Origin of the sequence: Streptomyces sp. NPDC093109, from assembly GCF_040701725.1 — a bacterium.
GTDB lineage: Bacteria > Actinomycetota > Actinomycetes > Streptomycetales > Streptomycetaceae > Streptomyces.
The window spans coordinates 74,139-99,541 of record NZ_JBFBEZ010000001.1 but is presented as its reverse complement, the minus strand read 5'-3'; the positions used below and the strand labels follow the sequence as shown (position 1 = coordinate 99,541).

General features: G+C 72.7%; 23 protein-coding genes and 3 pseudogenes. 17 read left to right on the top strand and 9 right to left on the bottom strand.

What is annotated here, in order from left to right; genetic code table 11:
* Nucleotides 1-40: 40 nt before the first annotated feature.
* Nucleotides 41-391, bottom strand: a pseudogene (locus AB0389_RS00465) (carboxymuconolactone decarboxylase family protein); the annotation flags it as partial.
* A gap of 499 nt (nucleotides 392-890) precedes the next feature.
* Between AB0389_RS00465 and AB0389_RS00460 the strand changes: the two are divergent.
* Nucleotides 891-1,658 (top strand): hypothetical protein, encoded by a 768-nt coding sequence (locus tag AB0389_RS00460; protein WP_366393069.1) that lies wholly within the window; start codon nucleotides 891-893, stop codon nucleotides 1,656-1,658.
* Nucleotides 1,659-1,776: 118 nt separating this feature from the next.
* Here AB0389_RS00460 and AB0389_RS00455 read toward each other — a convergent pair whose 3' ends face one another.
* A complete protein-coding gene (locus AB0389_RS00455; RefSeq protein WP_366393416.1) occupies nucleotides 1,777-2,271 on the bottom strand; it encodes a TetR/AcrR family transcriptional regulator in 495 nt (164 codons plus the stop codon).
* Nucleotides 2,272-2,411: 140 nt separating this feature from the next.
* Between AB0389_RS00455 and AB0389_RS00450 the strand changes: the two genes are divergently transcribed.
* Entirely contained in the window at nucleotides 2,412-3,383 is a 972-nt protein-coding gene (locus AB0389_RS00450) for an SDR family NAD(P)-dependent oxidoreductase (protein ID WP_366393068.1), read from the top strand.
* Between the two features lie 137 nt (nucleotides 3,384-3,520).
* Here the strand turns inward: AB0389_RS00450 and AB0389_RS00445 are convergent.
* Nucleotides 3,521-3,882, bottom strand: a pseudogene (locus tag AB0389_RS00445) (4-carboxymuconolactone decarboxylase); the annotation flags it as partial.
* A gap of 53 nt (nucleotides 3,883-3,935) precedes the next feature.
* Nucleotides 3,936-4,118, bottom strand: a pseudogene (locus AB0389_RS00440) (3-carboxy-cis,cis-muconate cycloisomerase); the annotation flags it as partial.
* A gap of 179 nt (nucleotides 4,119-4,297) precedes the next feature.
* On the opposite strand from AB0389_RS00440, the gene AB0389_RS00435 reads away from it, so the two are divergent.
* On the top strand, nucleotides 4,298-5,554 hold the full coding sequence (locus AB0389_RS00435) for a glycosyltransferase family 4 protein (protein WP_366393067.1): 1,257 nt from the start codon (nucleotides 4,298-4,300) through the stop codon (nucleotides 5,552-5,554).
* Entirely contained in the window at nucleotides 5,551-6,405 is an 855-nt protein-coding gene (locus tag AB0389_RS00430; protein WP_366393066.1) for a transferase, read from the top strand. Before AB0389_RS00435 ends, AB0389_RS00430 begins: the two co-directional genes overlap by 4 nt.
* 28 nt (nucleotides 6,406-6,433) lie before the next feature.
* Here AB0389_RS00430 and AB0389_RS00425 read toward each other — a convergent pair whose 3' ends face one another.
* Both AB0389_RS00425 and uppS read right to left on the bottom strand, forming a co-directional pair.
* The gene (locus tag AB0389_RS00425; RefSeq protein ID WP_366393065.1) at nucleotides 6,434-7,834 is read right to left on the bottom strand and encodes an oxygenase MpaB family protein; all 1,401 of its coding nucleotides are present in this window, start codon (nucleotides 7,832-7,834) and stop codon (nucleotides 6,434-6,436) included.
* Between the two features lie 68 nt (nucleotides 7,835-7,902).
* Nucleotides 7,903-8,691, bottom strand: a complete 789-nt coding sequence (gene uppS / locus AB0389_RS00420) for a polyprenyl diphosphate synthase (RefSeq protein ID WP_366393064.1) — start codon at nucleotides 8,689-8,691, stop codon at nucleotides 7,903-7,905.
* A 148-nt stretch (nucleotides 8,692-8,839) separates the two neighbouring features.
* On the opposite strand from uppS, the gene AB0389_RS00415 reads away from it, so the two are divergent.
* The 6 genes from AB0389_RS00415 (at nucleotide 8,840) to AB0389_RS00390 (ending at nucleotide 13,684) form a co-directional block, all read left to right on the top strand.
* Nucleotides 8,840-9,772: a squalene/phytoene synthase family protein gene (locus AB0389_RS00415; RefSeq protein WP_366393063.1), complete on the top strand. Its 933-nt coding sequence runs from the start codon at nucleotides 8,840-8,842 to the stop codon at nucleotides 9,770-9,772.
* 77 nt (nucleotides 9,773-9,849) lie between these two features.
* A complete protein-coding gene (locus AB0389_RS00410; RefSeq protein WP_366393062.1) occupies nucleotides 9,850-10,248 on the top strand; it encodes an SH3 domain-containing protein in 399 nt (132 codons plus the stop codon).
* 134 nt (nucleotides 10,249-10,382) lie between these two features.
* Entirely contained in the window at nucleotides 10,383-10,883 is a 501-nt protein-coding gene (locus AB0389_RS00405) for an Lrp/AsnC family transcriptional regulator (protein ID WP_366393415.1), read from the top strand.
* 111 nt (nucleotides 10,884-10,994) lie between these two features.
* Nucleotides 10,995-11,816, top strand: a complete 822-nt coding sequence (gene ddaH / locus AB0389_RS00400) for a dimethylargininase (protein WP_366393061.1) — start codon at nucleotides 10,995-10,997, stop codon at nucleotides 11,814-11,816.
* A complete protein-coding gene (gene rocD, locus AB0389_RS00395) occupies nucleotides 11,813-13,042 on the top strand; it encodes an ornithine--oxo-acid transaminase (protein WP_366393060.1) in 1,230 nt (409 codons plus the stop codon). The genes ddaH and rocD overlap by 4 nt, the downstream gene beginning before the upstream one ends.
* A 129-nt stretch (nucleotides 13,043-13,171) precedes the next feature.
* Nucleotides 13,172-13,684 (top strand): hypothetical protein, encoded by a 513-nt coding sequence (locus tag AB0389_RS00390; RefSeq protein ID WP_366393059.1) that lies wholly within the window; start codon nucleotides 13,172-13,174, stop codon nucleotides 13,682-13,684.
* Between the two features lie 25 nt (nucleotides 13,685-13,709).
* Here the strand turns inward: AB0389_RS00390 and AB0389_RS00385 are convergent, their stop codons facing one another.
* Complete coding sequence (locus tag AB0389_RS00385) at nucleotides 13,710-14,495, bottom strand: peptidoglycan-binding protein (RefSeq protein WP_366393058.1); 786 nt, start codon at nucleotides 14,493-14,495, stop codon at nucleotides 13,710-13,712.
* Between the two features lie 129 nt (nucleotides 14,496-14,624).
* Nucleotides 14,625-16,823, bottom strand: a complete 2,199-nt coding sequence (locus tag AB0389_RS00380) for an alpha-galactosidase (RefSeq protein ID WP_366393057.1) — start codon at nucleotides 16,821-16,823, stop codon at nucleotides 14,625-14,627.
* Nucleotides 16,824-17,030: 207 nt separating this feature from the next.
* Here AB0389_RS00380 and AB0389_RS00375 point away from each other — a divergent pair, with 207 nt between their 5' ends.
* Nucleotides 17,031-18,182, top strand: coding sequence for an NADH:flavin oxidoreductase (locus AB0389_RS00375; protein WP_366393056.1), 1,152 nt, complete (start codon nucleotides 17,031-17,033; stop codon nucleotides 18,180-18,182).
* A 12-nt stretch (nucleotides 18,183-18,194) separates the two neighbouring features.
* On the opposite strand, the gene AB0389_RS00370 is transcribed toward AB0389_RS00375, so the two are convergent.
* Nucleotides 18,195-18,863 (bottom strand): GntR family transcriptional regulator, encoded by a 669-nt coding sequence (locus AB0389_RS00370; protein ID WP_366393055.1) that lies wholly within the window; start codon nucleotides 18,861-18,863, stop codon nucleotides 18,195-18,197.
* A gap of 153 nt (nucleotides 18,864-19,016) precedes the next feature.
* Between AB0389_RS00370 and AB0389_RS00365 the strand changes: the two genes are divergently transcribed.
* From AB0389_RS00365 to AB0389_RS00340, 6 genes are all read left to right on the top strand, one after another.
* Nucleotides 19,017-20,489 carry an NCS1 family nucleobase:cation symporter-1 gene (locus tag AB0389_RS00365; protein ID WP_366393054.1) on the top strand — a complete coding sequence of 491 codons (1,473 nt, stop codon included), beginning with the start codon at nucleotides 19,017-19,019 and terminating at the stop codon, nucleotides 20,487-20,489.
* 5 nt (nucleotides 20,490-20,494) lie between these two features.
* The gene (locus AB0389_RS00360; protein ID WP_366393053.1) at nucleotides 20,495-21,208 is read left to right on the top strand and encodes an aspartate/glutamate racemase family protein; all 714 of its coding nucleotides are present in this window, start codon (nucleotides 20,495-20,497) and stop codon (nucleotides 21,206-21,208) included.
* Nucleotides 21,209-21,340: 132 nt separating this feature from the next.
* Entirely contained in the window at nucleotides 21,341-22,726 is a 1,386-nt protein-coding gene (locus tag AB0389_RS00355) for a DUF3089 domain-containing protein (RefSeq protein ID WP_366393052.1), read from the top strand.
* A 199-nt stretch (nucleotides 22,727-22,925) separates the two neighbouring features.
* Nucleotides 22,926-23,681, top strand: a complete 756-nt coding sequence (locus tag AB0389_RS00350; protein WP_366393051.1) for a glucose 1-dehydrogenase — start codon at nucleotides 22,926-22,928, stop codon at nucleotides 23,679-23,681.
* A gap of 50 nt (nucleotides 23,682-23,731) precedes the next feature.
* Nucleotides 23,732-24,451, top strand: a complete 720-nt coding sequence (locus AB0389_RS00345) for an SDR family oxidoreductase (RefSeq protein WP_366393050.1) — start codon at nucleotides 23,732-23,734, stop codon at nucleotides 24,449-24,451.
* A gap of 48 nt (nucleotides 24,452-24,499) precedes the next feature.
* Nucleotides 24,500-25,387 (top strand): nitrilase-related carbon-nitrogen hydrolase, encoded by an 888-nt coding sequence (locus tag AB0389_RS00340; protein ID WP_366393049.1) that lies wholly within the window; start codon nucleotides 24,500-24,502, stop codon nucleotides 25,385-25,387.
* Nucleotides 25,388-25,403: the final 16 nt, after the last annotated feature.

Below are 25,403 nucleotides of genomic sequence, written 5' to 3'. Positions count from 1 at the left end.
GGTTCCGTGCGGACGCGCGCCACGCGCCCGCACGGAACCGTCAGACGGCCCCGTCCTCCTCCGCCAGTACCCGCCTGGCCACCGCGAACGCCGCGTTGGCCGCCGGGACCCCGCAGTACACGGTGCTCTGGAGCAGCACGGCGCCGATCTCCTGCGGCGTCGGCCCGATCCGGCGGGCGGCCCGTACACGCATGGCCAGTTCGTCGTGGTGGCCCCGCGCGACCAGCGCCGTCATCGTGATCATCGAGCGCTCGCGCCGCGCGAGCGTCGGATCGGTCCAGATCTCGCCCCACGCGTGCCGCGCGATGAAGTCCTGGAACCGGGCCGTGAACGCGGTGGTCCCGGCCTGCGCCCGGTCCACATGCGCGTCCCCGAGCACCTCCCGCCGCACCCGGTGTCGCATCTGTCGCCGGAGCATGCCGGTCGCCTTCCGCGACACCGAGGGCCAGCCCTGGTGCGACGGCTGCCGTCGTCGCAACTGCGCGGAACCGTGCTCCGGCTGCGGCATCACGAAGGTGGTCACCGCCCGTGACGCCCGCGGACCGTGGTGCTGGGCCTGCTGGCAGCACGCTCGCCCCGGTGCCACCTGCGGCGACTGCGGACAGAACCCGTCCATGCCGATGCCGAGCTGGGACGGCACACCACGTTGCGTCTCGTGCTACGGGGCCGCGAGTGTCCCCTGCAGCCGCTGCGGGACGCTCGCCAGAGCCGAGCGTCGCTGGCCGGAAGGCCCAATCTGCCTGCCCTGCGTCGACGAGGTCCGCTTCACCCACGCACACTGCCACCGATGCGGCCGAATGGCGGCGGTGTTCCGCCAGGAGGAAGCAGGTCCGCTCTGCCCGGAGTGCGCCGACGTCAACTTCGCATACCGCTGCCCCACTTGCAGCGCGATGGGAAGACCTCTGCACGGTCAGTGCCCCCGCTGTCGGGCTCTGCGGGAACTCGACGAGACATTCGTCGGCCCTGACGGCCAGCGCTCGTCCCAGCTCGCCCCGCTGGCCGAAGTCCTGGAGCAGTACGAGCAGCCGTACTCCCTGGTCCTCTACCTGCGACGGCCCGGGGGTCAGCTGATCCGGGCGATGGCCACCGGTGACCTGGAATGCTCGCACGAGGCCCTGGATGCCCTGCGACAAACAGCGTCCGTGCAGCACCTACGCGGACTGCTGGTGCTTGCCCAGGTGCTGGAGCCGCGCGAGGAGCAACTTGCCGACCGCCTGGTAAAGCTCACGACTGACCACGTCCTGGTTCACCCGGAAGAGCCCGGCGTCCTCGGTCTTCAACTCGGCCGAGACCCACTCTGGCTCCGGCCACGGCTGTCGACCCTGCTCCAACAGCTGATCAACGAACGACGCCCACTGGCAGCCCCGCTCAGGACGCGCGAGACGCCCTACCTCTTCCCCGGCCTCCGCCCCGACCAACCCATGACCTCCAACACTCTGCAGAGACGACTGACCCGTCTGGGCATCCCCAGCACCAGCAAGGCCCGCAACGGGGCCTGGCTGGCCATGGTCGGCGCCGTCCACTGGAAGATGCTCGCCGATCTCCTCGGCCTCGCCGACGGCACAGCCCACAACTGGCACAAGCTCAACGGGGGAGACCGCGCCAGCTACGTCGCCGGCCGACTCAAAGCCTCTCAAGCACCCACGGAACCCGAGTAGGGACCAGGTGCGCCGCACTTGACGGCCAACCTTGTTTTGCCGAGTCGGTCTCGACGGGCGGTCCGGCCCGTCGCCGTCCGAGACCGCGGGCGGTTCTATAGGGAGGCCGGGAGCGACTTCAGCACACCAGGAGACCGATGGCGACCGCCATCCGTTGGCGGTAGAGCTCCCGTGATGCGACCTGGTGTTTGAGGCCGATCGAGGCGCTGATCATCGTCTGTGCGACGGGGAGGGCCTTCTCGCATCCTGACTCGACGGCGATCGCGTCTGTGATCAGTTCCTCGAAGCGTCGCGGCGTGGTCTCAACGATCTCTCCGAGGATGCCGGGATTGTCCTCGATAACCGTCGCGACATCGCGCGCCAGCGGGCCGATGTAGCGGCCCGCCCACTGGTCGAACGCTTCGACGAGGCGCTCTGAAAGTGGGCGGCCGCTGTCCGCCAGGACCTGTTCGACCGCGGCGATGTCGCGTTCCAAGGCCTGGATGGCCGCGGCACGGAACAGAGTCTCCTTCGAGGAAAAGAGGAAGTAGAGCCCGGGCCGGGAGATGTGCGCCGCCCGCGCCACCTCCTCCATCGAGGTCTTCCGGTAACCGAATCGCGCGAACGTGGCCATGGCGGACTCCAGAACCATGGTTCGACGGTCGGAATCAGCGACTGTCGACGGCCGGTGGCCAGCGTCGGGACTGCTCATGGAGCGAGCATACGAGCAGGAATCGAACTATACAAGTCAAGTCTAGTTCGTATAGTTGTGCCATGAGCACTCGCAAACCCATGTCCACGCCCTTCACCTCCTCCAGCACCGCGGAGGAGGTACTGCGGGACATCGACCTCACCGGCGTCCGCGCGATCGTGACGGGAGCTTCCTCCGGACTCGGGATCGAGACGGCTCGTGCGCTGACCGCTGCCGGGGCGGAAGTGACGCTCGCTGTCCGAAACACCACCGCGGGTGTCGCCGTCGCCGAGACGATCGGGAAGTCGACCGGGGGGATCCGGCCCCGAGTCGTCCGGCTCGACCTCGCCGACAGGGCCACCGTCACACGGTTCGTCGACGCGTGGGGTGGCCCGCTTCACCTGCTCATCAACAACGCCGGCGTGGTCACCGGTGGCCTCGACCGGACGCGAGAGGGCTGGGAGCTGCAATTCGCAACGAACCATCTCGGCCACTTCGCGCTGGCCACCGGCCTGCACCACGCCCTGGCCCGGGGAGCGGCCGACCGCGACGGAGCGCGGATCGTCTCGGTCAGTTCGACGGCGCACATGCGGTCCGGCATCGACTTCGACGACCTCCACTTCGAGCGCCGCAGCTACGACCCGCAGATCGCCTACGCCCAGTCCAAGACTGCGAACTCCCTCTTCGCCGTCGAGGCGACCCGCCTGTGGGCGTCCGACGGTATCGTCGCCAATGCGGTGAATCCCGGCGGTATCGCGACGGGGCTGCAGCGGAACTTCACGCCGGAACAGAAGGCGTCGCTCGACGCGGCCGAGGCCGCCGGAGTCTTCACGTACAAAACGGTCGAGCAGGGGGCCGCCATCAGCATCGTCGCGGCCGTCGCCCCCGAGTTCGCTCACTCCGGAGGCCATTACCTCGACGATGCACAAGAGGCCTACACCGTGCCGAACGACGCCGACCTCGCGCAGCACCCGCACGGTGTCAAGGAATGGGCGCTCGACCCCGCCACTGCCAAGCGCCTCTGGACCGTCTCGACCGACCTGCTCTGCGTCTGACCTCTCGACGCCACAGCAAGCCGCACCAGGGCAACCTGTCGCACACCCGTGCGAGTAACCGAAAGAGAAGACCCGTCACAAAGCGTGACGGCCCTTGGAGGTATTCGGCACGCCTGAGTATTGCTCGCCGCCAGCACGACGACCAGCGTCGGCACGGTGACCCCGGGCAGCAGCGCCCGCAGGCGTACGCCGCCAGCGCGTCGCAGCACGCCGCGTACCCGGCCGGATCGGCCGCCCGTACGTCCGCCACCAGCCCCGGCACGGTGAACCCGGGCGTGAACCAGCGCGCGGGCGCCGCCGCCGCGATCGCCTCCATGCCGGCCGCGCCGTCCCGCCGCACCAGCGCGGCCCGCTCCTCCCGCCGCCGCCGGCCCCCGAAGTGCGCCGACGAACAGACCACGCACGGCGAGCCCCGTCAGATCAGCGAGGCCGGGAAACCGCCGTGCCCCGGCAGGTCCCAGCGGACCACCCGGTGCGCGGCGGAGAGATCCGGCGCGACCGGGGGCCCTCGACCCTGGTGGAGCAGCGCTCTCCCGGTACTCCCCGTGCTGTTCAACGTCGCTCCGGGGCGCGGTCGGTGAGCGCGCCCGCGCTCCCCGTGCAGTGGCTGGGATCGGTGAGTCCGTCCAGGTCAAGACCGCGCAGCTCCGGCTCCGCCGCCAGGATCCGGGCCGGCGCGGCGGCCGGCCGCTCCGAGACGATTAGTCCACGCGTCAGGGCGAGCTGCCGCGCCATCGTGTCCCGGACGCGGCGGAAGGGCTGCGCCACCCGGCGGAACCCGAGCCGGCCCCGCCCGCGCCACCCGCACCGGCCACCCCACCCCGGCCGGTCCCTGACCGGCCCACGACCGGCGCGTTCGCTCACGAAGCCGTAACGTCTGCAACGGCCGGGGTCCGGAAAGGGTCTACCTCTTCATGAAGATTTCCTTCCTGATTCACAACGCGTACGGAATCGGGGGCACGATCACCACCACGTTCAATCTGGCGGGCGCGCTGGCCGACCGGCACGAGGTGGAGGTCGTCTCCGTGTTCCGGCACCGCGAGACACCGACCCTCACCCCGGACCCCCGGGTACGGCTGCGCCCCATGGTGGATCTGCGCAAGGAGGAGGACCACCCGGACCAGCTGCGCCCGGCGCGCGTCTTCCCCGAGGCGGAGCGCCGCTACGGCCAGTACAGCGCGCTCACCGACCGGCGGATCGGCGAGCTCCTGGCGGCGACGGACGCCGATGTGACGGTGGCGACCCGCCCCGGGCTCAATGTGCACCTCGCCCTCCAGGCAACGGACCGGACCGTACGCGTCGGGCAGGAACACCTCACCCTGGACCACCACTCGCCCCGGCTGCGCACCGTGCTGCGCCGCGCCTACACCGGGCTCGACGCGCTGACCACCGTCACCGAGGCCGACGCGGCGGCCTACCGGCGCAAGACCCGGCTGCCCGGCGTACGGGTCGAGGCGCTGCCCAACAGCGTGCCCGACCCGGTCCTGCCGCCCTCGGACGGGAACGGGCGCATGGTGATCGCGGCGGGCCGGCTTGTCCGGGTCAAGCGCTACGACCTGCTCATCGAGGCGTTCGCCGCCGTGGTGGCCGAACATCCCGAGTGGCAGCTGCGCGTCTACGGCCGGGGCGAGGAGCGCGACCGGCTGCGCCGTCTCATCGAGGAGCGCGGCCTCCACGGCCATGTCTTCCTGATGGGCGCCGCCACCCCCATGGAGGCGGAGTGGGTCAAGGGCTCGATCTGCGCGGTCACCTCCGACTTCGAACCCTTCGGCATGACCATCGTCGAGGCGATGCGCTGCGGGCTCCCGGTGGTCAGCACGGACTGCCCTTACGGACCCAAGGAGATCATCGCGGACGGCGCCGACGGCCGGCTGGTCCCCGTGAACGACCGCGCGGCCCTGAGCGCCGCGCTGCTGGATCTCGTACGCGACGACGAGACGCGCCGCCGCATGGGCCGCGCCGCGCTGGAGAACTCCCGGCGCTTCGCGCCGGGCCCCGTCGTCGCCCGCGCCGAGCGGCTCTTCGAAGAGCTGCTCGCGGCCCGCGCCGGTACCCCGGCCCCGCCCCGCCGGAGCGACCACGCCCTCGTCAGCCGGGGCTACGCGACCAGGGACAGCGCCCTGGTCGCGGCGAGCACCGTACTGCGCGCGATACGGAAGGTGAGCCGATGACCCCCGCCGGCCCCGAGGCCCCACGCGCCGAGGCCCCCAGCCCTGAGGCCCCCCGCGCCGACTGCCTGATCGACGGCGACGGGCGGCTCACCGTACGTCTCGTGACGACGGCCGGCCGGCCCCGACTCCTGCTGCGGCAGCGCCCGAAGAAGGGCCGGCCCGAGGAGCCCACCCGCACCGCCGACCTCGAACGCACGGCGGACGGCGGCCTGCGGGCCGTGGTGGAACCCACGCCCGCGCTCGCCGAGGGACACTGGGACACCTACCTCCTCGACGGGTCCGGCGCCCCGCCCGTCCGGCTGCTGCCCGGCCTGCTCGATCTGCGCGCCCTGCTCCCCGGCCGCGACCCGGACCGTACCCCGGAGCCCCTGGCCGTCCGGATCCCGTACCCCACCAAGGACGGCTTCCTGGCCCTGCGCACCTGGCTGCGGCCCGCCCACGCCGAGATCGACACCCTCGACCTCTCCGGTCACACGATGACCGTCCGGGCCCGGCTCTTCGGCGCCCGCCTCACGGAGGGAGCGGCGGTCCTGCTGATCCGCCGGGGCCAGGACCGGGCGGTACGTCAGTACGTACCGAGCCCCGAGGGCGCCCGAGGCTTCTCCTTCACCGCCGACTACCGCGACCTCCTCGCCGACCGCGTCGCCGACCGCGACCTCTGGGACGTCTTCCTCCGCCCCGCCCCCGGCGGCCCCCGGGTCCGGGTGGGCCGGCTGCTGGACGACGTACCCCGGCGCAAGGAGATATTCGTCTACCCGGCCACCCCGCTCGACGGCGCGACCGCACGCCCCTACTACACGGTCGACAACGACCTCGCCCTGGACATCGACGGCCGGTCCCTCCCGGGGTAATCCCCGCAAAGGACCAACGGCGCCCCGGTCAGGCCCGGCCCAGCAGATGCCGGCCCACCGGGGAGCCGGCCTGGCCCGTGAAGAACGCGGCGAGGCCCGCCGCGAACTCCGCCACCGTCACCCTGCCGTCCCCGTCCGCGTCCAACTGCCGGAAGCTCGCCAGCAGTTCGGCCGGCCGGAGACCGCCGCCGAGCAGCCGGGTGTACTCGGCCTGGTCGACGAACCCGTCGCCGTCCCGGTCCACTGCGGCGGCGACCGTGTCCATCGCCGCCCGCAGCGCCGCCCCGCCGGGACCGGCCGCCGCGTACTCCGCCTCGCTCACGGCCCCGTCGCCGTCCGTGTCGAGGGTGGCCCGCAGCTCCTGCCACCAGGCGTGGAACGCGTCGTAGAGCGCCGTTTCCCGCTCCTCGTCCAGCTCCAGCCGCCCCGCCAGCACCCGGGCCACCGCCGCCAGGTCGGCCCAGCTGATCAGCCCGTCACCGGTCTGGTCGAGGAAGCGGTGGACCGGCTCGGATCCCGCCGCGCCCGGCCGCCCGGCCCCGCGCGCCAGATCGCGCCGCAACCGGCGCTCGGCGGTGATCGCCGCGGCGGCCACCGGCATGTAGCGCAGCACCGGCGGCGCGATCCGGTCCAGCGCCCCGGCCGCCCGGCAGACCACCGCCGCCAGCAGCGGAGCGCCCGGCCCCATCCGCAGACCGAGCCGCTCCCGCAGCTCGGGGGAGAGCAGCGCCGCCGTCATGTCCATGTACGCCCCGGCCGCCACCCCGCGCAGCGCCCGCCAGACCGGCTCCGGCAGGAAACCCAGCTGCGCGGGCGGCGGGAAGTCGCCCGTCACGGCCGTGACCAGATCCCGCAGCCCCCGGGTCGCGCCGAGCCGCTCGCGGGTCATCCGCTCGAAGTACTCCCAGAACTCCGCGACGGTGGCGGGCACCGCCTCCTCGTCCAGCCCGATCACCCGGCCGTAGGCCCGCCACTCCTCATACAGCCGCTCCTCGTCGCGCGCGCCGAGCGGATCCCCGCCGGCCCGGCACATCGTCACGATCGCCTCGAACAGCGTGAGATGGACCCACGCCCTGGCCTCCGGGTCGAGCGCGTCGAAGGGACGGCCCTCGTCGTCCACCCCGTTGATGTGCCGGTGCACCCGGGTCAGCCTGGCGGCCTCCTTCTCCCGGCCGCGCGGGTCGAGATAGACGACGCGCTGGAGACTCAGCAGTGTCTGCACGGCCCGGCGCCACGGGTGGTAGCGGTACGTGGAGAACGCGGCGACACCCGCGCCCACCACCGGATGGGCCGTCTCCAGGACCAGGGCCCGGCCCAGCACGGTCAGCAGCCGCCACTGCCCGACGTACCTCCAGGCGACCGAATCGGGCCCGGGAAAGCCGGCGGGGGCGGCGCCGTCGGGACCGCTCTGACGGGGGATCTCGTTCATGGTGCCGTCCTCGTACGTAAGCGACTCGTGCGTAAGCAGCTCGGGTGCAGGGGAAAGGGGATGCCGGATCAGTGGCCGCCGAAGCGGCGGTCGCGTTCGCTGTACGCCACCGCCGCGGCCCACAGGTCACGGTGGCCGAAGTCCGGCCAGAGGGTCTCGGTGAACAGCAGCTCCGCGTAGGCGCTCTGCCAGAGCAGGAAGTTGCTGAGCCGCTGCTCACCGGAGGTGCGGATGAACAGGTCGACATCCGGCAGATCCGGCCGGTACAGATAGCGGGCGAAGGTCCCCGCGTCGATCTCCGCCGGATCGACCCGGCCCGCCACACTCTCCCGCGCCAGCTCCCTGGCCGCCCGCCACAGCTCGTCGCGGGCCCCGTAGTTGAGCCAGATGGTCAGCTCCAGCCGGGTGTTGCCCGCGGTCCGCGTCGCGATCGTGTCGAGATGGCCGAGCAGCCCCGTGCCCATCCGCCCGCGCCCGCCGGACCAGCTGACCCGCACCCCCTGCCGGTCCAGCCGCTCGCCGTGGTCCGCGATGAACGCGCCGATCAGCCGCAGCACCTCACCGACCTCGCCCGCGTCCCGCCGCCAGTTCTCGGTGGAGAAGGCGAACAGCGACAGATGCCGCAGCCCGAGCTGGAGCGCGCCGTCGACCGTGTCCAGTACGGCCCCCGCCCCCGCCCGGTGCCCCTCGGTACGCGGCAGCCCGCGCCCGGCCGCCCAGCGGCCGTTGCCGTCGAGCACCACGGCGACATGGCCCGGCAGCCGGCCGGCGGGAATCGACGGCGGCCCCCCGCCCGGACACGGCAGGGAGCGGCCGGACCGCTCTTGGGGTGCGGTGGGAACAGAAGGGACGACCACGGGCTCACCTTCGCCGACCGGTGCGGCTGCGACCGGAACCTCGGATACTCTCCGTACCCCGATAGTAACCATCAGGTGGTGGTGGGACGGTTGCGCTGCGTCCAGCACGGATATTCGAGCAACTCCCGCTCCGGACGAGGGAGATCGCATGAACGGCTGGCGGCGCGGGCTGACCCTGGCGGGGGTGGCCGAACCACGGCTGCGCGAGCGCTACACCAGGCAGGCGCGTCAACTGGCCCGCTACGCGCCGGCGCAGTACGCCGCACTGCGCCTGCTGCTGCCGCCCGCGACGGCCGTGCACGTGGTGGCCGCGGTGTCCTTCATGCACACCTGCGACGAACTCCTCGACCAGGACGGCCGGGCGCCCGTCGAGGTGCGGGCCACCCGGTTCGCGGCGTACGAGACCCGCGTACGGCGCGCGCTGGACTCCCCGCGCGCCCCCGCCGGCGCGCTCGCGCCGCTCTGGCACACCACCCGCGCGCACCCCCCGCTGGCCGGTCTCGTCGACGACTTCCTGCGCGCGGCCCCCGCCGACCTGTACTTCACCGGCTTCGCCGGTGAGCCGGAGTTCGCCGTGTACGTCGAGGAGTACGTCCTGCCCGGACTGATGCTGATCGGCGGTGTCCTCGCGGGACCGGGCGAGCCCCAGGAGCGGCTGCGGGAGAGCGTCCGGCTGCTGGCCGCGCCCCTCCAGCGCATCGACTTCCTGACCGACCTGGCCGAGGACCTGCGGGCCGGCCGGATCTGTCTGCCGCACTCCGACCTGCTGGACTGCGGCGTCACTCCCGAGGATCTGCGCCGGGGCCGCGCCACCGCCCGCGTCCGGGAGCTGCTGGCCCGCACCGCCGCCAAGTGCTGGAGCGAACTGGCCGCGGCGAGGCCCGCCCTGGCCGGCGTCCCCCCGCTCTACGCCCCCATGGTCGCCGCCCAACTGGACGTCTACGCCCACCTGCTCCACCGGGCCCTTGCGAGCGGACCCCGGCTGCTGCGCGGCGGCGTCCGCCCGGGCATTCCGGCCGCCGCCGCCATTCTGCTGCGCCACCGGCGGGCAACCTCCGGGGAAATTGCCTCATCCGGGTGAGGAACGGGTTTCAACCTGGCGAACGCGACGTTCGGCATGCCATAAGGAGGTAACACCCAAAAGGGAAAGGGGTCATCATGCACAAGCTCCGCCTCAACCACCGGGCCGCCGCCGTGCTCGCCGCCGTCGTACTCGCCGGCTCCGGCGCTCTCGCGGCCACCCCCGCCGCGGCCGACGGCCCGGCCGGCACCGCTCCGGCCACGGCCGCTCCGGCCACCCCCGCGACGGTGCCCGCGGCGCTGCCCAAGGGCAGGGTCGTCTCCCGGATCGCGCTCCACATCCGGGAGCGCGCCACCTCCGACTCGCGTTCCCTGGGCACGCTCCAGCCGGGCGCGACCGTTCCGCTCCTGTGCAAGGTCCACGGCCAGAACGTGGACGGCAACGACCTCTGGTACCGGCTCGGCGACGGCTGGAGCGGCTATGTCGCGGCCCGCTACGTGCAGAACCTGGGGCCCGTGCCCTTCTGCCTGCGCTGACCGCCCCGGGGCAGGCCGGGCGCACCCGGCCCGGCCTGCCCCGGTTCCGCTTCCGCGTGACGCGGCACGTGACCGAAGGCGCGGTCGCCGGGGATTACGATCACTGCGTGCGCGACGACGAGGCGGAGGCTTCCATGCCGTACCAGCAGCCGGTGCTCGACGAACTGGACCGGCAGATCCTCGCCGCGCTCGTCGCCAACGCCAGGACGAGTTTCACGGAGATCGGCCAGCGGATCGGCCTCTCGGCCCCAGCCGTCAAACGCCGGGTCGACCGGATGCGGGACCAGGAAGTGATCACAGGCTTCACCACGATCGTCCGCCCCGCCGCCCTCGGCTGGCGCACCGAGGCGTACGTGGAGATCTTCTGCGACGCCGCCGCCCCGCCCCGGCGCATCGCCGAAGTCGCCCGTACCTACCCCGAGGTGGTCGCGGCCGTGACCGTCACCGGCGGCGCCGACGCGCTCCTGCACATCAGGGCCGCCGACATCCAGCACTTCGAGGAGGTCCTCGAACGGATCCGCGCCGAGCCCTTCGTCAGCAGGACCAACAGTTTCATCGTCCTGACGCACCTGCTGCCCAACAGTCCCGAGGCCGGATCCCCCGCCACACCACCCGATGGAACGAACAGCCGCTGAACGCCCCCACCACGCAACACTCTTGCGCCCACACGCAATCCTTGATCCTTGAGCGGCGTGCCCGCGCTTCCTATCGTTGAGGGCATCCCCCTGATCACGAGAGGAGGCCCCGTGGTGCCCGTACGCGTGTCCCGTCCCCGGCGCTATCTCACCTGCGCGCCCGCGTACTTCGAGGTCACGTACGCCATCAACCCCTGGATGCGCGCGGAAGAGCCGGTCGACACCGCGCTGGCCCTGGCGCAGTGGGAGTCGCTCGTCCGCGCCTACCGCGCCGCCGGTCACACCGTGGAGAGCGCCGAGCCCGTCGCCGGACTGCCGGACATGGTCTTCGCCGCCAACGCGGCCCTGGTGCTGGACGGCAAGGTACTGCGCTCCCGCTTCCTCGCGGCCGAGCGGCAGCCCGAATCCGCCGCGTTCGCCACCTGGTTCAAGGCGGCGGGCTTCGATGTGCACGAGCCGGAACCGGGCCCCGTGTGCGAGGGCGAGGGCGACCTCGTCCCCGTCGGCGGACTGATCCTGGCCGGCACCGGATTCCGTACGACCGTCCCTGCGCACCAGGAGGCACAGGAGTTCTTCGGCGTGCCGACGGTCAGCCTCCACCTCACCGACCCGTACTTCTACCATCTGGACACCGCCCTGTTCGCCCTGGACGACGAGAACATCGCGTACTGCCCCGAGGTGTTCTCGCCCGGCAGCCGCGAGGTCCTGGCCCGGCTCTTCCCCGACGCCGTGACGGCCACCAGGGACGACGCCCTGGCGTTCGGACTGAACTCCGTCTCCGACGGACGCCATGTGTTCATCTCGCCCCGGGCCACCGGCCTGATCGACCGGCTCACCCGGCGCGGCTACGTCCCCGTCCCCGTCGACCTGTCCGAGTTCCACAAGGCGGGCGGCGGGATCAAGTGCTGTACCCAGGAGGTCCGTACCCCATGACGCACACCACCCTCGCCGGCCCCGCCGCCCGTACCTCGGCGGAGCTGATCCGCGCGGACGAGGCGGCCCTCGCGCACAACTACCACCCGCTGCCCGTGGTCGTCGCCCGAGCCGAGGGCGCCTGGGTCGAGGACGTCGAGGGGCGCCGCTACCTCGACATGCTCGCCGGCTACTCGGCACTCAACTTCGGCCACCGCCACCCGGCACTCATCGACGCCGCCCGGCGCCAGCTCGACGAGGTCACCCTCACCTCCCGCGCCTTCCACAACGACCGCCTCGCCGGCTTCGCCGAATCGCTCTCCGCCCTCGTCGGCCTGGACATGGTGCTGCCGATGAACACCGGCGCCGAGGCCGTGGAGAGCGCCGTCAAGGTCGCCCGAAAGTGGGCGTACGAGGTCAAGGGCGTCGCGCCGGGCCTGGCCACCGTCATCGTGGCCGCGGGCAACTTCCACGGCCGGACCACGACCATCGTCAGCTTCTCCGACGACGAGACCGCGCGCGGCGGCTTCGGCCCGTTCACCCCCGGCTTCCGGGTCGTGCCGTACGACGACCTCGCGGCGCTGGAGGCCGCCATCGACGAGAACACCGCCGCCGTGCTCATCGAGCCGATCCAGGGCGAGGCCGGCGTCCTCATCCCCTCGGACGGCTATCTCGCGGGCGTCCGCGAACTGACCCGGCGCAACGGCGTGCTGTTCATCGCCGACGAGATCCAGTCGGGACTCGGCCGCACCGGCACCACCCTCGCCGTCCAGCACGAGAACGTACTCCCGGACATGCTCCTGCTCGGCAAGGCGCTCGGCGGCGGCATCGTCCCCGTCTCCGCGGTCGTCGCGGGCCGGGACGTCCTGGGCGTGCTGCGCCCCGGCGAACACGGCTCGACCTTCGGCGGCAACCCGCTCGCGGCGGCCGTCGGCTCCGCCGTCGTCGCCCTGCTGGAGACCGGCGAGTTCCAGCGGCGCGCCACGGAGCTGGGCACGGTCCTCGACGCCGGCCTGGCGTCCCTCGTCGGCAGGGGCGTGACGGGCTACCGGCAGCGCGGTCTGTGGGCCGGGGTGGACGTGGACCCGGCCGTCGGCACCGGCCGGCAGATCAGTGAACGCCTCGCAGGGGAAGGCGTCCTGGTCAAGGACACCCATGGCTCCACCATCCGGCTGGCACCGCCGCTGACCATCACGGAGGAGGAGCTGACGACGGCGCTCGGCGCCCTCGCCGGGGTACTCGGCTGACATTCCGGCAGGGCAGGCCGGGTGCGCGTGTGGGCGCACCCGGATCCGGCCCCGGCCGCCCGTTCCCGCGCGCGCCGAACGGGGTACGGCTCGTTGCGAGGACGCGTCCGGCCGGCCCCGGGAGACCATGTGAACGACGACGACAGCCACGCCGAGGATCTGCCGCGCCTGCGGCTCAACCTCTACATCGAGTCGCTCAGGGCGCGGATGCCCGAGCCGCAGTACCGCCTGCTCATGGACGTCATCCGGATGTGGGCCGAGAACGGCGGCGGCACGGTGCGGCTGCGCATGGACGAGGAGGAGCGGGAGCTGTTCACCCGCGACGTCCAGCGGGAGATGCTCCGCATCATGGGGCTGATCGGCGCGCTCAGGCCCGGCCACGAGGACCGGGCCGACCATGTCGTCGCCGACCTCGGCGACGGTGAGCACGCCCGCGGCGCGCTGACCCTCGTACCGCCCGAGGTCGCCGCCGACCCCGAGCGGCTGCGGACGATGCGCGACGAGCTGGACGCCAAGGCGGACCGGCGCAAGCGGGACGAGGCGGCGGTCGAAGGGATCGCCCGGGCCAGCGGCATGCTGCCCGGGACGGAGACCGGGGCAGAGTCCGAGTCCGAGTCCGACGGCGACGAGCGGCGCGGATAGGCGACAGCCCGTTGGCCCGTACCGGTCAGGAACCGGTACGGGACTCCAGATCGCGCCGGGTGTTGTCGCCGTACACACCGGACTCGTCGCCCCGGATGCCGTACCAGACCTGGAAGCGTCCGATGGCCTCGGTGAGCTCCGTGTCGTAGACGCCGGAGACGCTGCCGCCCGTGTACACGTCGGGGATCCGCAGCAGCCGTTCCTGGACCTCGGTGACCAGCGGACCGCTGTCCCCCTGCCGCAGCACCCCCGTGCCCGCCGTGCCCGAGGCCGCCGGCGGCGGCGGGTCGGCCGGGACCACCGGGGAGCCGGAGACCGGCGGCGCCGTCGTCGGCAGCGCCGCGGGCGGCTCGGCGGCCCGGGACTCCGACCCCGTACCGTTCCAGGTGAGCAGCAGCGCCGCGCCGAAGCCGGCCACCGCGGCCCCGGCCACCGCGACGACGGCCCTGTTCCCGCCCTGCCACGGCCACCCGCCCCGTCCCCGGCCCTCGCCCGGGTCGTCGCGCCGACCGCTGCCGGGACCACCGCCCCGGCCGCCGGGAAGGCCGCGCCCGACGGCGGCCCGGCCGGCCGGGCCCGGCGCGACGCGCGGCAACTCCTCGGTGTCCGACGCTTCGTCCCGGTCCGCCGCCTTCGGCGGCGCGCCGACCGGCACCCGTTCCCAGCCCTCGCCCCGGCCGTCCTCGGGATCCTCAGGACGGAAGAGCTCACTGAAGTCGGAGAGCGGTTTCGGCCGCCGGGGACGGATCACATGGGTGGGTTCGAATATCGCGCGCCGTGCCGGCCGGCGGTGCTCCGAGTCTCCGGTCACCTCCGCCTCCTCCATCTCTCCGACGGCCCGTTCACTCGCTCCGGGCCACTGGATACGGGACGCTACCCCGGCCGCGCCACACGTGTGTGCGATTTGACGGAATAGCTGGTGGGACCCCCTCCACCGGCGTCAGCAGCCGGCCACCTCGAACAGCAGCGCCTGACCCGGGTTCAGCGTCGGCATCGGCAGCCCCGCACCGGTGAGCACGGCGCCGGGCACCGCCACCCACCCCTCCAGCGCCGCCGCGTACCACGCGGGGGCCGCGACCTGATGCGCCGACGGCAGCCCCGCCTCCGTACGGATCCGGACACGGTAGCCCCGCCGCGGATCCAGCCCCGGCAGCGGCACCCGGCCCGACTGGGCGTCCGGGGACGTGGCGAGCCGCGCCCAGCAGTACACGGCCGAGCCCGCGTCCGGGGCCACCACACCGTGCAGCAGCGTGGCCTCGTCGGCCAGATCGGCGCGTACCACCCGGCCCCCGTGCAGCAACGGCCGCAGTTCCTTGTACAGCTCCGCCCACCGCCGCAGCCCCGCCAGCTCCTCCGGCGTCCGCGCCGTCAGGTCGTCCTCGATGCCGGCGTGTCCGAACAGCGCGGTGATCCGGCTGAACGCCACGTCGCCGGTGCGCGCGGTGGTGTGGCTGTGCGGGGCGCCGACATGCGCGCCGACCAGCTCGGGCGGCAGCAGCTGGCCGGTCCAGCGCTGAATGGTCTGGCGCTCGACGGGATCGTTGCAGTCCGACGCCCACACCCGGTCGGTACGGGCCAGAATGCCGAGGTCGGTCCTGCCGCCCCCGCTGGAGCAGCTCTCGATCTCCAGACCCGGATGACGCTCCCGCAACGCGTCGAGCAGCCGGTAGACGGCCTCGGTCTGGGCGTGTACCCCGGGCCGGTCGAGACCGTCCGCGCCCTGAAGCACCGCCTCGTGCAGATCGCGGTTGTGGTCCCACTTCAGATAGTCCACCGCGTACCGCGTCACGAGCGCGTCCAGCGCCGTCAGCAGATACGCGAAAGCGCCGTCGTCGGCGACGTTCAGCACGTACTGGTGGCGCGCGCTCGGGCCAAGACCCGCCCGGTACGGGGCGAGGATCCACTCGGGATGCTCCCTGGCCAGCCGCGAGTCGAGGTTCACCATCTCCGGCTCCACCCAGAGCCCGAACTGCATGCCGTGGCCGTGCACCCGGTCCGCGAGCGGTGCGAGACCGTCCGGCCACACCGTCTCGTCCACGGTCCAGTCGCCGAGCCCCGCGGTGTCGTCGCGGCGCCCCAGGAACCAGCCGTCGTCCAGCACCAGCCGCTCCACCCCGGTCGCCGCCGCGAGATCGGCCAGCTCAAGCAGCCGGTCCTGCCGGTGGTCGAAGTAGACGGCCTCCCAGGTGTTCAGGGTCAGCGGACGAGGCCCCGACGGATGCGCGGGCCGCGCCCGCAGCAGCGTGTGGAAGCGGTCGGCGAGCCCGTCGAGCCCCGCGTCCGACCAGCCGAAATGGCAGACGGGCGCGGTGTAGCGGTCGCCGGGCGCGAGCCGGATCTCGCCGGGCGCCGGCAGCTCGCCGCCGCCGAGCACGGCCCCGTGCACCCCCGCCCCCTCCGGCAGCCGCTCCGCCAGCCAGCGCTGGTCGCCGCTCCACGCCACATGCAGTCCCCACACCTCGCCACCGCGGAACCCGAAGCCGGGCACACCGACGGTGAGCAGATGCGGCGCGTCCTGCCCCGGCCGGCCGCGCCGTACCTCTCGTACGTGCGCCCCGAAGGCGAGCCGCCCGCGCTGCGGGGAGCGCTCGCGGCACCACTTGCCGGTGAAGTCGAGCACCTCGGACGCCCGCGCGGGCAGCGGCAGCAGGGTGGTCACCCCGGCGAGGTCGTACGGCACGAGGTCCGCCGGGGCGGTGCCGTCGCCCTCCGGCAGGGGCCGCGCGAGCTCCGTCGCGACGCTCAGCACTCCCGAGGGATCCAGCCGGTAGGTGAGGGTGATATCGAGGCCGCTGATCCGGTCCGTGAGCCCCAGGACCAGTTCCCCGGGGCCCTCCCGGACGTCCGTCAGCCGTGGCCGGGGCGTGGTCGCCGTCCCGCCCCGGTGGCCCTGGTGCGCGGGCGTGCCGGACCAGCCGTCGGCCTGCGTCGGCCAGACCGTGAACCGCCTCGGTCCGTCCGGCGCGTTGTTGAGCGTGGCCCCCTCGGCGGTCAGACACAGCGCCGCGAGGCCGTCGTCCGTCAGCTCCCCGAGATCCTCGCCCCAGTGCAGGACGCGAGGCAGCGGTTCGCTGAGCTCGACGACGAAGCTCACTCCGGCCGCGCGCAGATGGACGGTCCGCGCGGTGGTGCGGGTCATACGGTTCCCCTCGGCTGCTCTCTCGTACTGCTGGAAAGACCTGATGAGAGGACATCTTGTCGTGTCCGCCGCCGGGCCCTGCCGCCGCCCCGGCCACCCGCCCCGCACCTGCCCGTGCCGCGGCCGGGAATCGGTGCGGACGCCGTGGTGTTGCCGGTGGGGCGGCACCGCCCCAGGGCGCCGTCCTACCGACCGAAGGTGTTCCCCTTGTCCAGCAGCAGCTTGTCCAGCAGTGGTCTGTCCGACGGCAGCCGTCCCACCCGGGCCGCCGAGATCCTCGACCGGCCCTTCTCCCTCGGCTCCCTCCAGGTGCGCAACCGCATCGCGATGGCCCCCATGACCCGGGAGTTCTCGCCCGGCGGGGTGCCGGGCGCCGATGTCGCCGAGTACTACGCGCGCCGGGCCGCCGGTGGTGTCGGCCTGATCATCACCGAGGGAACGTACGTCGGCCACGCGTCCGCCGGCACGAGCGACCGGGTCCCGCGGTTCCACGGCGCCGACGCGCTGGCGGGCTGGTCCGAGGTGGTGCGGCGGGTCCACGAGGAGGGCGGCCGGATCGTCCCGCAGCTCTGGCACGTCGGCATGGCACGCGCCGAAGGCGCCCCGCCCGTACCGGAGGCTCCGCGTGTCGGTCCCTCGGGCGTGGACCTGACCGGCGCCGAGGGCGGCCACGCGATGACCCGGGCCGACCTCGACGAGGTGATCGCCGCCTTCGCGCAGGCCGCCGCGGCGGCCGAGCGGACCGGCTTCGACGGGATCGAACTGCACGGCGCCCACGGCTATCTGATCGACCAGTTCCTCTGGTCGGGCACCAACCGGCGCACCGACGCGTACGGCGGCGACCCGCTCGCCCGTACCCGTTTCGCGGCCGAGATCGTGGCCGCCTGCCGCGCGGTGGTGTCGCCGGACTTCCCGGTGATCCTCCGGATCTCCCAGTGGAAGATGAACCACTTCGACGCCAGGCTCGCAGCCACCCCCGAGGAGCTCGACGCGCTGCTCGCCCCGCTGAGCGAGGCCGGGGTCGACGCCTTCCACTGCTCGACGCGCCGCTACTGGCTGCCGGAGTTCGAGGGCGCCGACCTCAACCTCGCGGGCTGGGTGAAGAAGCTCTCCGGCAAGCCCGGTATCACCGTCGGATCCGTCGGTCTGGACAACGTGTTCACCGACGCGTTCCGGGGCGAGCGGGGCGAGGTGGCGGGCATCGACCGGCTGCTGGACCGGCTGGAGCGCGACGAGTTCGACCTTGTGGCGGTGGGCCGGGCGCTGCTCGGTGACCCCGAGTGGGCCGCGAAGATCCTGACGGGCCGGACCGCCGAACTGGTGCCGTTCGACGCCGGACAGCTCGCCGTCCTCCGGTAGCCGGGCCGCGTCTCAGCCGTCCTCGCCGTCCGCGCCGCCCTCGCCGAACAGTTCGCGCACCGTCGCCCGGTGGTTGGCGTGGACGTGGGCGAGGGCGCTCGCGCGGGCCCGCGCCGGGTCGCCGGAGGCGATCGCCTCGTACAGAGCCCGGTGTTCGGCCAGCAGCTTGGGCCACTGCTCGTTGCGCCGGGTGAGCCAGCGCAGCCGTCCGCCGACGGGCTCCATCACGGAGATCAGCAGGCTGTTGCCCGCCATGGCCAGGACGCGGTCGTGGAAGAGGGTGTTGAGGTCGGTGATCCGCTCGGCGTCCCGCGTCCGGGTCGCCTCCGCGGCCCGCTCCAGCACCTCGGCCAGCCCGGCCAGCCCGTCGCGGCCCGCGCGCTCGGCGGCGCGGCCCGCCGCGTACACCTCCAGGGCCTCGCGCAGTTCGAAGAGTTCGTCGACATCGGTGACCGTGAGCCGGCGCACCACCGCGCGCCGCGGGGTTTCGAACAGGACGAAACCCTCCGCCACCAGCGCGCGCACGGCCTCGCGCACCGGGACCCGGGAGACCTCGAAGCGTTCGGCGAGTTCGCGTTCGACGAGCCGGTCGCCGGGGCGCAGCCGTCCGGCGATGATGTCCTGCCGCAGTGCGGCGAGCACCCGCTCGCGTACGGCTCCCAGTGGTTCGGCGGTGGTCATGTGCTCCATGATCCCCGACCCGGCCGGTGTTTTCCCGGCCGGTGTTTTACGGGGCCGTAACCGCCGGGACATGACCGACGGCGACCGGAGGAACACCATAGGGCTCGGCTTTGGTATACCAAAACGCCGTCCATGCCCTCACCGGGAGGCACCGTGTCCCTCACCGACCGTGCGACCGCCGCCGGCCCCACCCCCGGCTTCGTCCCCGACCCCCGGCTCACCAACGAGGACCTCGCCCCCGCGGGCGTCCGGAAGTGGAAGGTCTTCGACCTCTTCGCGCTGTGGATGTCCGACGTCCACAACCTGGGCAACTACACGTTCGCCGCCGGGCTCCTGGTGCTCGGCATGAACGTCTGGCAGGTCTTCAGCTCGCTGCTCGTCGGCTTCGTACTGATCTACTTCGGGATGAATCTGATGGGCCGCATCGGCCAGCGGCACGGGGTCCCCTTCCCGGTGGTCAGCCGGATCAGCTTCGGCGTCTGGGGCGCCAACATCCCCGCGCTGATCCGCGCCGTCATCGCCATCATGTGGTACGGCATCCAGACCTATCTGGCCTCCGTCGCGGTCAATGTGATGCTGCTCGCGGCCCGCCCCGGCCTCGTCTCCTGGACCGAGCACTCCTTCCTCGGTCTGAGCGCCCTCGGCTGGGTGTCCTTCCTGACGCTCTGGGTCGTCCAGGCGCTGATCATCAGCCGGGGCATGGAGTCGGTCCGCAAGTTCCAGGACTTCTGCGGACCGGCGATCTGGCTCGTGATGATCGTGCTCGCCGTGTGGATCCTGGCCAAGGCGGGCTGGTCGATACCGCTGGCCAGCACCCCGAACCCGGTCTCGACCGGTGAGCAGTTCCGGCAGTGGTTCGGCGCGATCGGGCTGATCCTCGCGACGTACGGGACGCTGATGCTCAACTTCTGCGACTTCTCGCGCTTCTCGCCCGACTACCGCACTGTCCGACGCGGCAACTTCTGGGGCCTGCCCGTCAACTCCACGGCGTTCGTCATCCTCTCCGTCGTCGTCACGGCCGGGTCCCTCAAGGTCTTCGGCGAGGCGATCACCGATCCCGCCCTGCTCGTCGCGAAGGCCGGCAACACCTGGGTCCTGGCGCTCGGAGCGCTCACCTTCGCCGTCGCGACCATGGGCGTCAACATCGTCGCCAACTTCGTCTCCCCGGCGTACGACCTGGCCAACGTCTGGCCGCAGAAGATCAGCTTCCGGACCGGCGGCATGATCAGCACGGTCGCCGCGCTGCTGGTCACCCCGTGGAACCTCTACTCCAACCCCACCGTCGTCAACTACTTCCTGGGCGGCCTCGGCGCCTTCCTGGGCCCGCTGTTCGGCATCATCATGCTCGACTACTACTGGGTCAAGCGCGGCCGGATCGATGTCGACCAGCTCTTCGACGGCCGCCCGGACTCCCGCTACTACTACCGGAAGGGCTTCAACCCCAAGGCGCTCCAGGCGTTCCTGCCGACGGCCGGGTTCGCCGCCGTGCTCGCGCTCGTACCGTACTTCGGTGATGTGGCCGCCTACTCGTGGTTCATCGGCACGGTCTCGGCGGCGGCGCTGTACTGCCTGCTGTGCAGGCCGGAACGGGCCGAGTCGCTGGCCGCCGAGACCGCGGAGGTCTGAGCGGCGTGCGGATCCTGGTCACCAATTGCAACACCACGCGGTCGATGACCGAGGAGATCGTCCGGGGCGCCGAGGCCGCCGCCGCCCCGGGCACCGCCATCACCGGCCTCACCCCCGGGTGGGGACCCGAGTCCGCCGAGGGCTGGCTCGACAGCTACCTCTCCGCCGCCGCCGTTCTCGACACCCTGCGCGGCTACGACGGCCCGTACGACGCCGTGGTGATGGCCGGGTTCGGCGAACACGGCCGCGAGGGCGCCCGCGAACTCCTCGACACGCCCGTGGTCGACATCACCGAGGCCGCCGCCCATCTGGCCTGTCTGCTGGGGCGGCGGTACGGCGTGATCACCACCCTCGACCGGACCCGCGACCAGATCGAGGACAGCCTGCGCACCGCCGGCGTCGACCGGAACTGCGCCGCCGTCGTCAGCGCCGGCCTCGGCGTCCTCGACCTGCGCGACGAACGCCGCACCACCGAGGCGTTCCTGACCGCCGCCGCCCGGGCCAGGGACGCCGGCGCCGAGGTCCTGGTGCTCGGCTGCGCGGGCATGACCGGGCTCCAGCGGACCGTGGGGGAGCGGCTCGGGATGCCCGTCGTGGACGGGGTCGGCGCGGCCGTCAAACTCGCCGAGTCCCTGATCACCCTCGGCCTCACCACCAGCCGCACCGGCGGATACGCCCGACCGCTCCCCAAACGGCGCTCCTGGGCGTCGCCCGGCTGACCGCGCGAGCGCCTGTCATGAAGGGGCAGGAAGGGGACAAGGGTGATCTTTTCCGGTCGACACCATAGAAGGCGCAGGTGAGGGCCGTAGCTGAAGAGACGATGGGTTCTCCGGCTGCCGAAAGGAACGCCAGTGCCCCGCAAGGACATGGTCCGAAGACTCCTGATCCCCGTCGCCGCCCTGCTCGCCGCCGTACTGCCCGCCACGACCGCCCGGGCATCGCCCGCCGACCCCGGAACGCCGGCGGCACCGTCCGCCACTGCCACTGCCACTACCACTGCCACCGCCACCGCCGCGCCGCTCGCCCGTACGGTGTGGCTGTGCAAGCCGGGCCTCCCGGACAACGCCTGCGGCCAGGACGCCACCGGCCGTCCGACCGCCCCCGGCGGCGAGCTGCTGACCCGCTACCCCAACGGCGGCGCGACCCGGCTGCTGGACGACACCCGCTACGCGCCCGACGGAAGCAGCCGGCGGGTGCCGTTCACCGTCACCGGCACACCGCCCGTCGACTGCTTCTACGCCTACCCGACCGTGGACCTGCTCCCCAACCCGCTGCTCCAGACCGGCAGCCTGCCGCCCCTGCGCGAGAACGCCCACCAGGCCGTCACCCTCACCCAGGCCGCCCGGTTCGCCGGACTCTGCCGGCTGTTCGTACCGGTCTACCGGCAGGTGCCGCTCACCGGACTGCTCGGGGGGATCATCCTCGGCACCGACGCCGATCTGACCACCGCCAACGCGGACATCCAGCAGGCGTGGGACGCGTACTGGACCCACGACAACCGGGACCCGGCCACCGGCGAGCGGCGCGGGGTCGTCGTCCTCGGCCACTCCCAGGGCACGGCCACCGCCACCGCGCTGCTCCAGCAGCGGTTCGACGGCCGGCCCGAGGCGCGGCGGCAGCTCATCTCGGCCGTACTGCTCGGCGGGGGCATCGAGGTACCGGAGGGCCGGGACTCCGGGGGCGGATCCGATCCCGGCTCGACGTTCCAGCACATCCCGGCCTGCCACCGGGACACCGGGGCCCCGCTGCCGGTCGGCTGCGTCGTCTCGTACTCCAGCTACGTCCTGCCCGCGGGCTCGCTGCCGCCCGTGATCGGCCGGACGGCGAAGCCCGGCCACCGCGTCGTGTGCGTCAACCCGGCGGCCCTGCTGCGCGGTGCGAGCGCCGACGCCCGGACACCGCTCGATCTGCACATGCCCACGCGCCGGCTCGTGGGGGGCAGCGCGCTGCTGCCGGGCGGCCATCTGGCCGTTCCGCTGAGCAGCTACCAACTCCCCGTCCTGCCCACCGCGTTCGCCCACTACCCCGACGCGATCCAGGGGGAGTGCACCCACGCCACCGACTCCTCGGGCAGCGCCGACTGGCTCCAGATCGGCGGCGACCTCTCGCACTTCCCCGAGTCGGCGCCGACCAGCCTCGCGGGGCTGCATGTCGTCGACTTCAATGTGGCGCTGGGCGATCTCGTCGACCTGACCACCGCCCAGGCCCGCGACTGGCTGGCGGGCGCGCGCGGCTGATGTGCCGGGCCCGCGCGTTCGGCGGAGGCCGGTGGGGCCACGGTCCGTTCCGTGGCGCCACCGGCCTTCCGCGTGCGGCCGGGCCCCGGAAGTAAGCATTTCTACGGACGTGGTGTCCGTCCGCCGCTCCTACTGTCCTTCCACGAGCCCCCGGCCGGGAACACCGGACGCAGGGCGGGGCTCAGGACGGAGAGCAGACATGAGCCGCTTGTCGGGAAAGGTCGCGCTGGTCAGCGGCGGGGCCCGGGGGATCGGCCGGGGCATAGCCGACCTCTTCGCCGCGCAGGGCGCCACCGTGATCGCCGCCGATGTCATCCGGCCGGAACCACGGACGCCGGACGCTCCGGCGGACCCCGCGGACGGTGCCGCGGGGACCGTGGAGTTCGAGTGGCTCGACGTCACCGACGAGGACGCCTGGGCCCGTGTCGTGGGTCTGGCCGAGGACCGGCACGGCGGCATCGACGTACTGGTCAACAACGCCGGCGTGGGCTCGTACGAGGCGGTCCACGAACTGGGCGCCGACGAGTGGGACCGGGTGCTCGGTGTCAACCAGACCGGTGTCTTCCTCGGGATGCGGGCCGTGATCCCCGCGATGCGGCGGCGCGGTGGCGGTTCGCTCATCAACATCTCCTCGATCTACGGCGCGGCGGCCGTTCCGGGATCGCTCGCCTACCAGGCCACCAAGGGCGCCGTCCGCAGCATGACCCGGAACGCCGCGGTCACGTACGCGGCCGAGTCGATCCGCGCCAACGCGGTGCTGCCGGGGTGGATCCGTACGCCCATGACCGAGTCCCAGACCGCCGAGTTCAACGAGGCCGTCATCGCGTCGACCCCGATGGGCCGGGGCGCCGAGCCGCTGGACATCGCGTACGGGTGCGTCTATCTGGCCTCGGACGAGTCCGCGTACGTCACCGGCACCGACCTGGTGATCGACGGCGGATTCCTGGCGCGCTGAGCCGGTTCGGCTCCGTTCCCACCGCACACCACAGACAGGAGAGACACACCATGGGGCGTTTGGCAGGGAAGGTGGCGCTGGTCACCGGCGGTTCCCGGGGCATCGGACGAGGGATCACGGAGGCATTCGTCCGGGAGGGCGCCGTCGTCGTCTCGGCCGACCTGACCCCGGCGGAGCCGCCCGTACCCGGAGTCCACGAGATCCGGCTCGATGTCACCGACGAGGACGGCTGGGCGGCGGCCGTCGCCGGGGTGGAGAGCGCGTACGGCCGCCTCGACATTCTCGTCAACAACGCCGGGCTCATCTCGTACGAGCCGATCGACACACTCACCCTCGCCGAGTGGGACCGCGTCATCGCGGTGGACCAGACCGGTGTCTTCCTCGGTATGAGGGCCGCCATCCCCGCGATGCGCCGCGCCGGCGGCGGCTCGATGATCAACCTCTCCTCCGCCTGGGGTGTCGTCGGCGGCGTCGGCACCCACGCGTACCACGCTGCCAAGGGCGCGGTCCGCAGCATGACCCGCAACGCCGCCATCACGTACGCGGCCGAGACCATCCGCGCCAACTCCGTGATCCCCGGCTGGATCGTGACCCCGCTGACCGACGCGCAGCCCGCCGAACTCAACGCGGCCGTGCTGGCCGGCACCCCGATGGGCCGTGGCGGCACACCGGCGGACATCGCCCACGGGTGCGTCTATCTGGCCTCGGACGAGTCGGCGTACGTCACCGGCACCGACCTGGTGATCGACGGCGGACTGCTCGCCCAGTGAACCGCGGGTCACCACGGAGCCGGTCATCCCAGAGAGGACAGACAAGAGATGAGTAACCACCTCACCGTCGCGGCGGTCCAGTTCGAGATGCGCGAGGTCGACGGCTTCGACGCCTTCGCGGCACAGACGCGCGGCCTGCTCGACCGTACCGACGGCGCCGAACTGGTCGTCCTGCCCGAGCTGTTCACGGCGGCGCTGTTCACGGCCAAACCCGGCTGGCAGGGCGACCCGGCCGGCGAACTGGGCCGGATCGCGGACTACACCGACGACTACGGCGCACTCTTCCAGGACCTGGCGAGCACCCGCGGACAGGTGATCGTCGCCGGCTCCCATCTGGTGCGCGCCCCGGACGGCGACGGTGTGCACAACACCGCGTTCGTGTTCTTCCCCGACGGCACGGTCGTCCGCCACATCAAGACCCATATCTTCCCGGCCGAGTCGGGATGGGGAACCACCGAGGGGAGTGTGCTCGCGCCCTTCCGCGTCGGCTCCGTCACCGTCGGCGTCTCCATCTGCTACGAGACGGAGATCCCGGAGGTCGCGACTGTCCTCACCCGCAAGGGCGCCGACCTGATCGTCAGCCCCTCCTACACCTTCACCGAGGCCGGATTCTGGCGCGTCAGACACTGCGCCCAGGCCCGCGCCATCGAGAACCAGGTCTACATGGTGCACTGCCCGACCACCGGCGATCCCGGCGCCCCGCTCTCCCCGGGCCGGGGCCGCTCCTCGGTCCTCGGCCCCTGCGACGCGGGATTCGCCCCCGACGGTGTGCTCGCCGAGGCCGCCCCGGACACCGAGGACATCATCACGGCCCGGCTCGATCTGGACCTCCTCCACGAGAACCGGCGCACGGGCGCGGCCACCACCCACTCCGACCGGCGCCGGCGCGCCCCGCTGTACCGCCACTACGCCGGTGAGCTGCTCGCCGGCGCCTGACCCGCCGCGCCGCACT

Excerpts from the sequence above, each read along its gene's own strand:
- AB0389_RS00455 (WP_366393416.1), bottom strand. The coding sequence starts at position 2,271 with ATGGCCACGTTCGCGCGATTCGGTTACCGGAAGACCTCGATGGAGGAG.
- AB0389_RS00405 (WP_366393415.1), top strand. The coding sequence starts at position 10,383 with ATGCCGTACCAGCAGCCGGTGCTCGACGAACTGGACCGGCAGATCCTC.
- AB0389_RS00415 (WP_366393063.1), top strand. The coding sequence starts at position 8,840 with ATGAACGGCTGGCGGCGCGGGCTGACCCTGGCGGGGGTGGCCGAACCA.
- AB0389_RS00340 (WP_366393049.1), top strand. The coding sequence starts at position 24,500 with ATGAGTAACCACCTCACCGTCGCGGCGGTCCAGTTCGAGATGCGCGAG.
- rocD (WP_366393060.1), top strand. The coding sequence starts at position 11,813 with ATGACGCACACCACCCTCGCCGGCCCCGCCGCCCGTACCTCGGCGGAG.
- AB0389_RS00410 (WP_366393062.1), top strand. The coding sequence starts at position 9,850 with ATGCACAAGCTCCGCCTCAACCACCGGGCCGCCGCCGTGCTCGCCGCC.
- AB0389_RS00430 (WP_366393066.1), top strand. The coding sequence starts at position 5,551 with ATGACCCCCGCCGGCCCCGAGGCCCCACGCGCCGAGGCCCCCAGCCCT.
- AB0389_RS00450 (WP_366393068.1), top strand. The coding sequence starts at position 2,412 with ATGAGCACTCGCAAACCCATGTCCACGCCCTTCACCTCCTCCAGCACC.
- AB0389_RS00350 (WP_366393051.1), top strand. The coding sequence starts at position 22,926 with ATGAGCCGCTTGTCGGGAAAGGTCGCGCTGGTCAGCGGCGGGGCCCGG.
- AB0389_RS00460 (WP_366393069.1), top strand. The coding sequence starts at position 891 with ATGGGAAGACCTCTGCACGGTCAGTGCCCCCGCTGTCGGGCTCTGCGG.
- AB0389_RS00425 (WP_366393065.1), bottom strand. The coding sequence starts at position 7,834 with ATGAACGAGATCCCCCGTCAGAGCGGTCCCGACGGCGCCGCCCCCGCC.
- AB0389_RS00370 (WP_366393055.1), bottom strand. The coding sequence starts at position 18,863 with ATGACCACCGCCGAACCACTGGGAGCCGTACGCGAGCGGGTGCTCGCC.
- AB0389_RS00345 (WP_366393050.1), top strand. The coding sequence starts at position 23,732 with ATGGGGCGTTTGGCAGGGAAGGTGGCGCTGGTCACCGGCGGTTCCCGG.
- AB0389_RS00380 (WP_366393057.1), bottom strand. The coding sequence starts at position 16,823 with ATGACCCGCACCACCGCGCGGACCGTCCATCTGCGCGCGGCCGGAGTG.
- AB0389_RS00435 (WP_366393067.1), top strand. The coding sequence starts at position 4,298 with ATGAAGATTTCCTTCCTGATTCACAACGCGTACGGAATCGGGGGCACG.